This is a genomic window from Pelagibius sp. CAU 1746, assembly GCF_039839785.1.
In the GTDB taxonomy this organism is placed as follows: Bacteria; Pseudomonadota; Alphaproteobacteria; order Kiloniellales; family Kiloniellaceae; genus Pelagibius.
Window position 1 is genome coordinate 1403845 of the sequence record NZ_JBDOQT010000001.1, and the last position, 13055, is coordinate 1416899.

The window sequence follows — 13055 nt, forward strand, 5'->3', positions numbered from 1 at the left end:
GCCTTTAATCTAGGTTCCAGCGGCACGCCTGTGTAGCGGCCCTAAAACCCGAACATGTGGTCGAAGGAGAAGGCCTTCTCGCCGTTCATCAGGCCGTGGTAGCCGAAGAGGCGGCAGGTCATGTCGCGGATGATCACGTAGCCGGCCGGGCCGGCCTTCCTCATGTCGGCGGCGGAGAAGAAGTCCGCCGGCTTCCACAAGAGGGAGCCGCCGCAGGCGATCCGCACCTCGTGCTCGGCGAGTTGCTGGCCGTCCCGGTCGTAGAGCATCAGGTGGGTCTCGCTCTTGGCGTGCCAGGGTGTCGAGGCCGGGTAGATCAGGTGGCAGACGGGCTCGTAGGGCTCGGGGCCGAAGGAGAGGAAGAGGCGGGTCGAGAGGCCCGGCGCGCGCCCGGCATAGGACTGCGGTTCGCTCTTGTAGGTCAGCACCGCGTTGAAGACGTGGGCGCCGAAGGAGGTCTCGGCCACGTGTCCTGATGCTTTGTCCTCGTAGCGGAAGAGGCCGTGCAGCCAGCCGTCGGCCTCGCCGCCCTCGGCGAAGTCGTAGACCAGTTCCATGTGGCCCCAGTCGGTATCGGCGCCATCCACGAGATCGTCGATATCGACCAGCGTGGCGTGGTTGCGCGGCAGCTTGCCCAGCGACCTGCCGCCGATCTCCTTGCCCTCGGGGTCGTAGGCGTAGAGTGCCAGGGGCAGGTTGGCCTGGCAGGTCGACATGGGCGTCGGCAGGGCCAGCGAGCGGAAGCGCCCGCGCGGCAGGATCGGCGCCGGCAGGATGAAGCCCTTGCCCAGCAGGTTGGAAAGCTCGGGGATGCGCGGATCGGGCTTGAGGTCGACGCGCTCCACGTTGGCGTGGGCGATGCGCCGGCGCGGCGGGGTCATGGCGCCGTTGGCCAGCACCTCGTAGCGCGGGCGCACGAAGTGCTTGCCCGCCTGCACCTCGATCTGCTGCGGCCAGCGCGCCGCGGGCAGCAGCTCGGCGGTGTCGATGGCCAGGGTGCCGAAGGGCGGGATCTCGCGGTCCAGCCAGGAAATCTCCGCCTCGCCCATGAGGTTCAGGCCGACGCTGCCGGCGGGCACCGGCGCGGGGTGGCTGTTCTGCACCCACAGCAGCACCTTCTCGTCGTCCTTGGGCGCCGGCAGGCCGCCATAGAGGTCGGCGGGCCAGGAGTTGGCGTCGTGGGTGCAGGACAGCACCTCGTCGCCATCGCCGTAGGTGTCGAGGGCGTACTTGACGATGTCGTGCCCGGCGATCCCGCAGACGTGCAGGAAGAGGCTGCCGCAGAAGTCGCCGAGGCCGAACCGTTCCCGCACGTCTTTCGAGTCGATCACCACGCTGGCGCCGGCGCCCGGCAGCGGGTCGCTCCACTCGGCCAGCGGCCTGCCGTTCTCGTCCATCAGGCAGCACCAGGCACTCGGCGCCTTGGCGCCGTAGCCCGACCAGTAGTTGGCGGTGGCCAGGCGCGTGTGGTGGCCGCCGCCCTCGCGGAAGAACACCAGGTTGGTGGCGAAGTTCAGGCTGTCCAGGTAGTTGCGGGTGTTGGTCAGCATGGCCTCGGGCAGGCGCAGCGCGTCCAGGCTCACCACCTCCGCATCCTTGGGCAGCAGATGGCGGATGTGGTCGATCAGGCGCCCGGCATCGAAGGCGGTGACGAAGACCTTGGGGGCGGAAGAGCCCGGAAGGTCGGTGACCGGCTGGGCCTGGCGGCCCAGGATCTCGACACCGATGTCTTCCAGGTCCTGCACATAGACCGCGGCGATGTCGAGGCCGGAGAGGTCGTAGATCTCGGCGAAGGCCTTGGCGTAGCCCAGCGGGTCGTAGACCGCCACGGGCCCCGAGCCCAAGTCCCGCAGCAGCGCCGCCGCCTCGCGCGCGGCCAGGGGATGGCCGATGGCCTTGAAGAAGGCGTTGCCGCCCTTGGCGTTGCTGAAAGTCTCGATCTTGAGGGCCATGGTTCTCTCGGGGCGTACGTGAGGGGGGGGCGAGCCTAGGCGCCGAAGCGCAGCAGCTTCTTGGTCAGGGCGGAAAAGGCGTGGCGTTTGAGTTCTCTTTTCAGCACGCCGTCGTCGGTCAGCCAGTTGAGCTGGATGGAGCGGCGCTGGCCGATGAAGGGCTTGTGGCCGTGCCAGGCTTCCGGCGAGCAGCGGAAGGCGACCAGGGTGCCGGCTTCGGGCGGCACCTCGGCTGCGTAGTCTTCCAGGTCGTCGGGGCCGTTCAGCATGCGCAGGCGCCCGCCGTCGGATTCCCACGCGCTGTTCAGGTAGATGAGGGCGGTGACCAGCTTGGTCTTGGAATCCGTGTGGATGGCGCCGTCCTTGGCGCGCGACTGGCCGCGCAGGGTGATCATGGTGGGCCGTCCGGCCAGATCGATGCCGAACTTGGCCTGGAAGGCGGCGGTCACCGCCGGGCCTTGCAATTCGGCCAGCAAGTCCGTGAAGGCCGGGCCGCATTTCAGGCTGCTCGCCGGGAAGCTGCCGCCGCTGGTGATCCGCGGGAAGTCGCGTTCAACCGCGGGCAGGGCTTCGCGCTTCAGGAATCCGGGGAGGATGAGGAAGTCGAAGGGCGCGCGCTGCAGCGGCGCCGCCTCGAAGCGGGCCATGTCGAGGCGCGGGGAGGTCGGGACGGTTTCGGCGGTAAGGCTCGACAAGCGGCGGATTCCCCGGATTCGGCGGTCGACGGGTCTGTCTGCAGACTTATTTATAGGTGGGACCGGGAAAGATCAAATGAGCCAGATCAAGCCGTTCGGCCGGCGTCCGCTCATCCGGTCGCGGCGAGCCGCGCCCGGAGGCGCCGGCGGATCTCGTCGGCGACGCGGTGGGTCTCGTCCAGCGGCGTGTAGGACCATTGCTCCAGGGCGCCGGTGAAGGGGCGGGTGATCCCGGCCGCCTGCATGGCTTGGTGGAAGCGGCGGAACTTGGCCGAACCGCCCTCCAGCTGGACGATGTGCACCGGTTTGCCGGTGCTGGCCGACTCCGAGACCATGTTGACCGAGTCGCCGGTGCAGACGATGGCGTCGGCCAGGCCCAGCATGCCGAAATAGGGGTTCTCGCCGTTGCCGTCCCAGATGTGGGCCGGCAGGCCCTCCAGGCCGCGGCGCAGGATCTCCTCGTTGCGCGCGCCGGTGCGCCGCGAGGGGGTGACCATCAGGCCGACGCCTTCCTCGCGCACCAGGCGGGCGAGCTGTCCGGTCAGCTTGGTCATCAGGTCCGCGGTCATGCGGAAGACCTTGTTGTTGCCGCCGATCAGCACGGCGATGCGGCGCGCCGGCAGGTGGGCATAGAGCGGCTCGAAGTGCTCGGCGGCGGCGGCCAGGCGTTCGGCGGTGATCCGGCCCAGGGCGCCGCGCGTGGTCAGTACGTTCTCCGCGCGCAGGCGATCATGCTCCGGCGTGACGATGAGGTCGAAGGCGGCGGGATCGATGGCCGGGTTCTGCACCTGCACGGTGAAGGTCCGCCCGCCGCTCAGGCGCTTCATGTCGCGGGTCAGGGGCACGGTCTGGCGGCCGCTGGCGATCCACAGGTCCGGCCAGGGCGGGCTCAGGCTGTCGCCCTTGGGCCCCAGGGTCCCGAGGGGCGCCTTGAAGGGCTTGCGCAGCAGGGCCGCGGGCATCCAGCGCCAGGGCTTGCCGACGGAGACGCGCTTGACCAGCGGAACGCAGCCCATGGCCTCGGCCAGGCCGAGGCACTGGATCTCCATGCCGGCCTTGCCGTCGGTCACCACCCAGCAGGTGAGGTCGTGCAGGCTCTGCGATGCGGGGGGGTCGGAACTCTCGAGGCGGGTCATGGCGGCGGACTATGATATTGCCTCCCGCCCGGTGCAAGACCGAAGCGCGTCCCCTTCCGCCGCCGGCGCCCCGGTGAAGAAGCTTGCGCCCGGAGGTTTTGCACAGGCCTCGGGGCTTGAACCGAAGGGGCGGCCGGGTAATATTGTTACTCGGCGGCCGCGCAGACGGGCGCGATCTTTTCTTTGCGTTACCGAGGATGCCCATGCGGCGGGTCAAATTGGACCGAATCGACCTGCAGATCCTGCAGGACCTCCAGGAAGACGGACGGATCACCAACGTGGAGCTGGCGCGGCGCGCCGGCATCTCGGCGCCGCCCTGCCTCCGGCGCGTGCGCGCCCTGGAGGAATCCGGCTTCATCAAGGGCTATCACGCCGACCTGGACGCCGAGGCGCTGGGCTTCGAGGTGACCTTCTTCGCGCTGGTCGGCCTGGACAGCCAGTCGGAAACGGTGCTGAACGCCTTCGAGACCCTGGCCGGGAGCTGGCCGGAGGTGCGCGAGTGCCACATGGCGCGCGGGCCCGACGACTTCGTGCTGCGCCTGGTGGCGCGCAACACGGCGCACGAGAACGAGTTGACCCAGCGCCTCACCTCCGCCCCGCACGTGGTGACGGTGAAGACCATACAGGTGATCCGCACCGCCAAGTCGACGCCGGGCGTGCCCATCGACATCGCCCAGGGCGCCGAACCGGCCAGCCAGGACTGAGCGTCGCCATCTAACCCGTTTCAGGCCAAGCCATTTGAGCGGCGGAGTCGGTGGTCCGCCCGGAGGTCTTTTTGACGCCATCAATCAACTACCGGCCGGCAGCGGGGGACGACCTGCGCCTCGTCGAGATCGACAAGCACAACCTCGAAGCCGTGGCGCGGCTGCGCCTGGGGGCGGGGCAGGACCGCTTCGTCGCCTCCAACGCCTTTTCCGTCGCCCAGGGCCACTACTACGACTCCGCCTGGTTCCGCGCGATCTACCTGAAGGATCGGCCGGTCGGCTTCGTGATGCTGCACGATCCGCGCCGCGGCGGCGATCCGAACGACGTGACGGCCCCCGAAGAGCCGGTGCGCGACGACGGCCTTTTCGTCTGGCGCTTCATGATCGCGGCGGAATTCCAGGGCCGGGGGCTGGGCCGCCGCGCCTTGGAACTCCTGGCGCGCCTCGCCCGTGAAAACGGCTTCCCGCGGCTCTATCTGAGCTATGTGGAGGGAGAGGGCGGCCCGGCGGCGTTCTATGCGCGCTGCGGCCTGACGCCGACCGGGCGCGTGCTCGACGGCGAAATCGAAGCCTGCCTCGATCTCGCCTGACCTTTGCGCAGTCGTGGGCGCAGCCCAAGGCTGCGCGGTCTCAGACGTACTGGACCTTGAGGATCTCGTAAGCCTTGGAGCCGGCGGGGGTCATCACCTCGACGGAATCGCCGACTTCCTTGCCGATCAGCGCGCGCGCCAGGGGCGCGGTGATGGCCAGGCGGCCTTCCTTCACGTCGGCTTCCAGCTCCCCCACCAGTTGGTAGGCGGCTTCCGCGTCGGTGTCCTCGTCGACCAGGGTGACGGTGGCTCCGAACTTCACGGTCTTGCCGTCCAGGCTGGCGACGTCGATCACCTCAGCGCGGGCGATCTTGTCCTCCAGCTCGGCGACGCGGCCCTCGATGAAGCTCTGGCGCTCGCGGGCGGCATGGTACTCCGCATTTTCCGAGAGATCGCCGTGCTCGCGCGCTTCGGCAATAGCCCGAATCACTTCCGGCCGCGCCGTCGTCTTCAGATAGCGCAACTCTTCTTCAAGGCGGACAAACCCGCCTGCAGTCATAGGTACCTTATCGCTCATGGGAGCAAGCCTGATGCTTCCTAAATTACCGAGAGAGTAACTGTGCCCGATAAGACAGAGCCCGAAAAGCCGCTGTCTTCAGTACGACCCACTAAAATAAGACTGCAAAGGGGCCACCGCAAGATCGTCGGATTTCAGGGCCTCGATGGCCTTAACGGCGGCGCGGGCGCCGGCTACGGTGGTGCTATAAGGTATCGAATTGGTTAACGCCGTCCGGCGGAGCTCGAAGGAGTCGGCGATGGCCTTGGCATCTTCGGTGGTATTGAACACCAGTTGCACCTCTCCCGATTTCATGGCGTCGACGATGTGCGGCCGGCCTTCGCGGACCTTCTTGATGAGCTCGACATCAAGGCCTTGATCTGAAAGGTGTTTTGCCGTGCCGCCGGTGGCCAGGATGCGAAAGCCCAGGCCGGCGATGGCGCGGGCGACGGGGGTCATGGCGATCTTGTCGTCGTCCTTCACGGAAATGAAGACGGTGCCGCTCTGGGGCAGGGTGACGCCGGCGCCGAGTTGCGCCTTCAGGAAGGCCCGCGCGAAATCGCTGTCCAGGCCCATCACCTCGCCGGTCGAGCGCATTTCCGGCCCCAGCATAACGTCGACGCCGGGGAAGCGGGCGAAGGGGAAGACCGCTTCCTTCACCGCCACATGGGTCCCGCCGTTCCGCTTCAGGTCGAAGTCGGCCAGCTTCTCGCCCGCCATGACGCGGGCGGCGATCTTGGCGATGGGCAGGCCGGTGGCCTTGGCCACGAAGGGCACCGTGCGGCTGGCGCGCGGGTTCACCTCCAGGATGTAGATCTCCTCGCCGCGCACCGCGAACTGGACGTTCATCAGGCCGACCACCTTCAGCGCCCGGGCCAGCCGCTCGGTCTGGCGGCCGATCTCCTCGACGATGGCCGGGGCCAGGCTGTAGGGCGGCAGGGAACAGGCGCTGTCGCCGGAGTGGATGCCGGCTTCCTCGATGTGCTCCATCACACCGGCGATGAAGACGGCCTCGCCGTCGGCCACCGCGTCGACGTCGACCTCGACCGCTTCGCGCAGGTAGCTGTCGATCAGCACCGGGTTCTTGCCGGAGACCTTCACCGCGGTCTCGATGTAGCGCTCCAGGCGCTCAGGGCTGTGCACGATCTCCATGGCCCGCCCGCCCAGCACGTAGGAGGGGCGGATCAGCACCGGGTAGCCGATCTTCTCGGCCACCGCCAGGGCCTCTTCCTTGGAGGTGGCGGTGCCGTTGGGCGGCTGCTTCAGGTTCAACTCGGCCAGCAGCGCCTGGAAGCGCTTGCGGTCCTCGGCCAGGTCGATGGCGTCGGGCGCCGTGCCCAGGATGGGGATGCCGGCGCGCTCCAGGTCGTTGGCCAGCTTCAGCGGCGTCTGGCCGCCGAGCTGCACGATGACGCCTTTCAGGCTGCCGCGGCTCTGCTCCTTGCGGGCGATGCCGATCACGTCCTCGGTGGTCAGCGGCTCGAAGTAGAGGCGATCCGAGGTGTCGTAGTCGGTGGACACGGTCTCCGGGTTGCAGTTGACCATGACGGTCTCGTAGCCGGCGTCGCTCAGCGCGTAGGCCGCGTGGACGCAGCAGTAGTCGAACTCGATGCCTTGGCCGATGCGGTTCGGCCCGCCGCCCAGGATCATCACCTTGTTTCGGTCGCTGGGGTCGGCCTCGCAGTCCGCCGCCAGCGGGCCGTCGGGACCCAGGTGTCCGGTTTCGTAAGCGGCGTACATGTAGGGCGTGATGGAGGGGAACTCGCCGGCGCAGGTGTCGATGCGCTTGTAGACGGCGGCAACATCCATGGCCAGGCGGGCCTGGTAGACGGCGCTCTCCTCCTGGCCGCTCAGCTCGCCGAGGCGCGCGTCGGAAAAACCCATCTGCTTCAGGCGCAGCCAGCCCGCGCGGTCGCGCGGCAGCCCGCCCTTGCGCACCTCCTCTTCGGCTTTGACGATGTCCTGCACCTGGCGCAGGAACCAGGGGTCGAAGTGGGTGGTCTCCAGGATCTCCACCAGCGTGATGCCGTGGCGGAAGGCCTGGGCGATGGTCAGCAGACGGTCGGGCCGGGGCGCGGCCAGCGCGGTGCGGATGGCGTCGCGGTCGACCTTGCCCTCCGCGTCCAGGGCGCCGGGGATCTCCACCTCGTTCAGCCCGGTGAGGCCGGTTTCCATGGAGCGCAGCGCCTTCTGCAGGGATTCGGCGAAGCTGCGGCCGATGGCCATGGCCTCGCCCACCGACTTCATGGAGGTGGTGAGCAGCGGCTCGGCGCCGGGGAACTTCTCGAAGGTGAAGCGCGGCATCTTGGTGACCACGTAGTCGATGGTCGGCTCGAAGGAGGCCGGGGTCACCTTGGTGATGTCGTTGTCCAGCTCGTCCAGGGTGTAGCCCACCGCCAGCTTGGCGGCGATCTTGGCAATGGGGAAGCCGGTGGCCTTCGACGCCAGCGCCGAGGAGCGCGAGACGCGCGGGTTCATCTCGATGATGACCAGCTCGCCGTCGTCCGGGTTGATGGCGAACTGCACGTTGGAGCCGCCGGTGTCGACGCCGATCTCGCGCAGCACCGCGATCGAGGCGTCGCGCAGGATCTGGTATTCCTTGTCGGTCAAGGTCAGCGCCGGGGCCACGGTGACCGAGTCGCCGGTGTGGATGCCCATGGGATCCACGTTCTCGATGGAGCAGATGATGATGCAGTTGTCCGCGCAGTCGCGGACCACCTCCATCTCGTATTCCTTCCAGCCCAGCACCGACTGTTCGATCAGCACCTGGTCGGTCGGCGAGGCGCGCAGGCCGCCCTTGACGATCTCCTCGAACTCGTCGGGGTTGTAGGCGATGCCGCCGCCGGTGCCGCCCAGGGTGAAGGAGGGGCGGATGATGGCCGGCAGGCCGACGTCCGGCAGGGCCTCCATGGCCGCCTCGAAGGTGCTCACCAGGTGGGAGCGCGGCGACTTCAGGCCGATCTTGTCCATGGCCTCGCGGAAGCGCTGGCGGTCTTCGGCCTTGTCGATGACGTCGCCCTTGGCGCCGATCATCTCGACGCCGAACTTTTCCAGGGTGCCGTCGCGCTCCAGCGCCAGGCCGGTGTTGAGCGCGGTCTGCCCGCCCATGGTCGGCAGCAGGGCGTCGGGGCGCTCGCGCTCGATCACCTTGGCGACCACGGCCGGGGTGATGGGCTCGACGTAGGTGGCGTCGGCCAGGTCCGGGTCGGTCATGATGGTGGCGGGATTGGAGTTCACCAGGATGACCCGGTAGCCCTCCTCCTTCAGCGCCTTGCAGGCCTGCGCTCCGGAATAGTCGAATTCGCAGGCCTGGCCGATGACGATCGGCCCGGCCCCGATGATCAGGATCGATTTGATGTCTGTGCGTTTAGGCATGCTGTTTGGCGCTGACCTTGTGGTCTTCGATCAGGGCGACGAAGCGCTTGAAGAGGTAGTGGCTGTCCGTCGGGCCGGGGGAGGCCTCGGGGTGGTACTGCACGGAGAACACCGGACGGCCCTCGACGGCGATGCCTTCGTTGGTGCCGTCGAAGAGGGAGACGTGGCTCTCGACCACGCCGGCCGGCAGGGTCTGGGTGTCGACCATGAAGCCGTGGTTCTGGCTGGTGATCTCCACCTTGCCGGTGGCCAGGTCCTTGACCGGGTGGTTGGCGCCGCGGTGGCCGCGCTGCATCTTGGTGGTCTTGGCGCCCAGCGCCAGGGCCAGGATCTGGTGGCCGAGACAGATGCCGAAGAGCGGCAGGCCGGTCGCCAGGACGGCCTGCACCGTCGGCACGGCATAGACGCCGGTCGCCGCCGGGTCGCCGGGGCCGTTGGAGAGGAAGACGCCGTCGGGCTTGTGGCGCAGGATCTCCTCGGGCGTCGCGTTGGCCGGCACCACGGTGACGTCGCAGCCCAGCGTCGCCAGGCAGCGCAGGATGTTGCGCTTGGCGCCGTAGTCGACGGCCACCACCTTGTATTTCGGCGCGGCCTGGGAGCCGTAGCCCCGGCCCAGTTCCCAGCACGTCTCCGACCAGTCGTAGGTCTGGCGGCAGCTCACCTCGGCGGCCAGGTCCATGCCCTCCAGGCCCGGCCACTCGGCGGCCATCTTGCGGCAGGCCTCGATATCCGCCTCCCCTGGTCCATCGGGGCCCTCGGGGAAGTGGACGATGGTGCCGTGCGGCGCGCCGGCGTCGCGGATGCGCCGGGTGATGGCGCGGCTGTCGACGCCGGCCAGGCCGATCAGGTTGTGCGACTTCAGCCAGGCGTCGAAGTGCTGGGCGTTGCGCCAACTCGACGGCTCGGTGATGTCGTCGCGCAGCACCACGCCGCGCACGGCCGGGCTCAGGGTCTCGATGTCCTCGGCGTTGGTGCCGACGTTGCCGATGTGGGGGAAGGTGAAGGTGATGATCTCGCCGGCGTAGGAGGGATCGGTGCAGATCTCCTGGTAGCCGGTCATGGAGGTGTTGAAGCAGACCTCGCCCACCGCCCGGCCGCTGGCGCCCAGGCCCTTGCCCCAGAATACGCTGCCGTCGGCCAGAACCAGGGCGCCGGTGACGCCCTCGGGCACCTGGCGCGGCGCGGAAACGGGCGCAGCGGAAGACGGCCCGTCCTCGGCGGACGGGTTAGGGATCGGAGGTGTGTCGTTCATGAAGCGGATCCTCGACGCAGGCGGCCTGATGTTTAAGGGAAAGGCCCGGCTTGGTCAAGCCCAAGCGAAAGTCCATAATCTATATATTTCAATAGTTTAAAACGCCGTTCCGCGTTTTGCCATTTCGGATGAATTGGGCTAACCTCCCGCGCCTTGCGAGTCACTGGGAAGACCATAGATGTTGCGCACCCGTCTCAACGACGCCCTTAAAGATGCCATGAAGGCCAAGGAAGCCCGGGCCACCTCGACCCTGCGGCTGATTCTGGCCGCCTTGAAGGACCGGGATATCGCCGAGCGGACCAAGGGCAACGGCGACGGCCTGGGCGACGAGCAGATCCTCGAGATGCTCCAGAAGATGGTGCGCCAGCGCCACGATTCCATAGAGATGTACACCAAGGGCGGCCGCGACGACCTGGCCAAGCGCGAGGGCGAGGAGATCGAGGTCATCGAACGCTTCCTGCCCAAGCAGATGGACGAGACCGACATGCGCGCCGCCATCGAATCGGTGATCGGCGAGCTCGGCGCCTCCAGCGTCAAGGACATGGGCCGGGTCATGGGCACCCTGAAGGAGCGCTATCCCGGCCGCATGGACTTCGGCAAGGCCAGCGGCATCGTCAAAGAGGCCTTGGTTTAGGGAAGGAGTCTTATCCCCAGGCCCGCAACGCTCTGGCGCCGGGCGGCTGGGGTGATCGATCCCCGTAGTTCATCAGGTTTTCCAGAAGTTTTCCCGAAGTTGTCCTGCTATAATGTCCACGACTCGGGCGCGGCGCGCGGATGCGCGCCCCGCGGGGCTTTGATAGGTTTGGCGACCCGCCGGCGGTGTCGCTGCGACCGCCCGGCCTCCTGAACGCTCGGCATTATGGCTTTTCCACCGGAATTTCTGGACGAACTGCGCAACCGCATCGCCACCTCGGAGGTGGTCGGCAAGCGCGTGAAGCTGGTGAAGAAGGGCCGCGAGTTCTCCGGCCTCTGCCCCTTCCACAACGAAAAGACGCCCTCCTTCACCGTCAACGACGACAAGGGCTTTTACCACTGCTTCGGCTGCGGCGCGCACGGCGGCGCCATCGACTTCATCATGAACACCGAGGGCCTGAGCTTTCCGGAGACGGTGGAGCGCCTGGCCGGGCTGGCCGGCATGGAGGTGCCCCGGGGGCGCCCCGAAGACCGCGAGCGCGCCCAGAAGCGCGCCGGCCTGATCGACGTCCTGGAGGCGGCGGCGGCCTGGTTCGAGGAGCAGCTCGGCACCGAGGCGGGCAAGGAGGCGCGCGACTATCTGGAGCGCCGCGGCCTGGCGCCGGCGACCGTGAAGGCCTTCCGCCTGGGCTTCGCCCCGCGCCAGCGCGGCGTCCTGGCCAAGGCCCTGCGCGCCCGCGGCATCACCGTCGACCAGTTGCTGGAAGCCGGCCTGGTGAAGCGCGGGGAAGACGGTCCCTCAAGCAGCAATGGGGACGACCTGCGCGACTACTTCTTCCACCGGGTCATCTTCCCGATCACTGACCGGCGCGGCCGGGTCATCGCCTTCGGCGGGCGCACCCTGGGCGAGTCCAAGGCCAAGTACCTGAACTCGCCGGACACGCCGCTGTTCCACAAGGGGCGGGTGCTCTACAACCTGGCCCGCGCCCGCAAGGCCGCCCACGACACCGGCGAGCTGCTGGTCACCGAGGGCTACATGGACGTCATCGCCCTGGCCGAGGGCGGCTTTCCGGCGGCGGTGGCGCCCCTGGGCACCGCCATCACCGAGGAACAGATCGGGGAGCTGTGGCGCCTGACCGCCGAGCCGACGCTCTGCTTCGACGGCGACGCCGCTGGCCAGCGCGCCGCCTTCCGCGCCGCCGCCCGCGCCCTGCCGCTGCTGAAGCCGGGTAAGAGCCTGCACTTCGCGCTGCTGCCGCCGGGCGAGGACCCGGACAGCCTGCTGCGCGGCCAGGGCCCGGCGGCCCTGCGCGGCCTGCTGGAAACCGCCCAGCCCCTGGCCGACGTGATCTGGCGCCAGGCCACCGAGGGCCGGGCCGCCGACACGCCGGAGCGCCGCGCGGCGATCCGCGCCGAGCTGCGCGATCAGGTGCGCACGATCCGCGACCCGGAGTTGCGCGAGGACTATCGCCAGGAGATGGAGCGCCGCTTCGAGCTGGTCTTCGGCTATGCCCCCAAGGGGGGAGGGGGACAGTCCCTGACCCAGAGGGGGGGAGGCCGCCGCGGCGGCCGCTCCGGCTATGGCGGGGGGCGCCGGCGCGGGCCGGCGGCGGGCAGGGGCGGCTGGGCCGCTCAGTGGGACCCGCTGGATGAGCCCGGCAAGCGCCGCCGGCCCGGCGATCTGCTGCGCCCGGAGCGGACCGAGCAGGTACTCCTTGCCACTCTGATTAATCATAACAATTTATTAAGCGAGTTTGTCGAGGATCTGGCGGGTATCGACTTCACCGGCAGCGACCTCAACCGGCTGCGCCAGGCCCTGATCGACTGCATGGCCCGCAATGCGGAACTTGACACCGAAGGTGTGAAATGCCACCTCTCCAAGCAGGGGTTTTCGGGGCTTTTGGCTGCGCTTTTGGCCCCAGACGTATATGTTCACGGCAGGTTTGCCCGTCCCGACGCCTCAGCGGAGGTGGCGCGGCAATCTGTTTTGCATATTTTGGGGGTTTTGCGTGACCGCCAATCCGGGGTCCAGCGCGTCGAAGAGGCGCAGGCCCTGGCGGCGGATATGACGGCTGAGCAGTTGAAGCGGGTTCAGGCCCGGCAGAAGCTGCGGCTTACGGAAGACGGCCGCAAGGTGGATCTGGACCGATTTGAGGCAATGCTTCAAACGACAGTGGACAAAGCAGACTCTTGAGCAAGGTGCGCCGCGGGGCGCGGAGGGG

Annotated in this window: 10 protein-coding genes; 4 read left to right on the forward strand and 6 right to left on the reverse strand. The window is 68.2% G+C overall.

Annotated elements, in window-relative coordinates:
• Nucleotides 1–41 precede the first annotated feature (41 nt).
• The 3 genes from AAFN88_RS06745 to AAFN88_RS06755 all read right to left on the reverse strand — a co-directional run bounded on the left by AAFN88_RS06745 (nt 42) and on the right by AAFN88_RS06755 (nt 3783).
• The gene (locus tag AAFN88_RS06745; protein ID WP_347519256.1) at nt 42–1952 is read right to left on the reverse strand and encodes a hypothetical protein; all 1911 of its coding nucleotides are present in this window, start codon (nt 1950–1952) and stop codon (nt 42–44) included.
• Nucleotides 1953–1987: 35 nt separating this feature from the next.
• Entirely contained in the window at nt 1988–2647 is a 660-nt protein-coding gene (locus AAFN88_RS06750) for a 2OG-Fe(II) oxygenase (protein WP_347519258.1), read from the reverse strand.
• A gap of 110 nt (nt 2648–2757) precedes the next feature.
• Nucleotides 2758–3783 carry a mitochondrial fission ELM1 family protein gene (locus AAFN88_RS06755; protein WP_347519259.1) on the reverse strand — a complete coding sequence of 342 codons (1026 nt, stop codon included), beginning with the start codon at nt 3781–3783 and terminating at the stop codon, nt 2758–2760.
• Nucleotides 3784–3986: 203 nt separating this feature from the next.
• On the opposite strand from AAFN88_RS06755, the gene AAFN88_RS06760 reads away from it, so the two are divergent.
• Together AAFN88_RS06760 and AAFN88_RS06765 are read left to right on the forward strand one after the other, a co-directional pair.
• The gene (locus tag AAFN88_RS06760; RefSeq protein WP_347519261.1) at nt 3987–4487 is read left to right on the forward strand and encodes an Lrp/AsnC family transcriptional regulator; all 501 of its coding nucleotides are present in this window, start codon (nt 3987–3989) and stop codon (nt 4485–4487) included.
• A gap of 71 nt (nt 4488–4558) precedes the next feature.
• Nucleotides 4559–5077 carry a GNAT family N-acetyltransferase gene (locus AAFN88_RS06765; RefSeq protein WP_347519262.1) on the forward strand — a complete coding sequence of 173 codons (519 nt, stop codon included), beginning with the start codon at nt 4559–4561 and terminating at the stop codon, nt 5075–5077.
• Between the two features lie 40 nt (nt 5078–5117).
• Here the strand turns inward: AAFN88_RS06765 and greA are convergent, their stop codons facing one another.
• The 3 genes from greA to carA all read right to left on the reverse strand — a co-directional run bounded on the left by greA (nt 5118) and on the right by carA (nt 10200).
• Complete coding sequence (gene greA, locus AAFN88_RS06770) at nt 5118–5594, reverse strand: transcription elongation factor GreA (protein WP_347519265.1); 477 nt, start codon at nt 5592–5594, stop codon at nt 5118–5120.
• 78 nt (nt 5595–5672) lie between these two features.
• Nucleotides 5673–8948, reverse strand: a complete 3276-nt coding sequence (gene carB / locus AAFN88_RS06775; RefSeq protein WP_347519267.1) for a carbamoyl-phosphate synthase large subunit — start codon at nt 8946–8948, stop codon at nt 5673–5675.
• Nucleotides 8941–10200, reverse strand: a complete 1260-nt coding sequence (gene carA / locus AAFN88_RS06780) for a glutamine-hydrolyzing carbamoyl-phosphate synthase small subunit (RefSeq protein WP_347519268.1) — start codon at nt 10198–10200, stop codon at nt 8941–8943. Before carA ends, carB begins: the two co-directional genes overlap by 8 nt.
• Before the next feature lie 178 nt (nt 10201–10378).
• Between carA and AAFN88_RS06785 the strand changes: the two genes are divergently transcribed.
• Nucleotides 10379–10834, forward strand: a complete 456-nt coding sequence (locus tag AAFN88_RS06785; protein ID WP_347519270.1) for a GatB/YqeY domain-containing protein — start codon at nt 10379–10381, stop codon at nt 10832–10834.
• A 225-nt stretch (nt 10835–11059) separates the two neighbouring features.
• Nucleotides 11060–13027 (forward strand): DNA primase, encoded by a 1968-nt coding sequence (gene dnaG / locus AAFN88_RS06790; RefSeq protein WP_347519271.1) that lies wholly within the window; start codon nt 11060–11062, stop codon nt 13025–13027.
• Nucleotides 13028–13055: the final 28 nt, after the last annotated feature.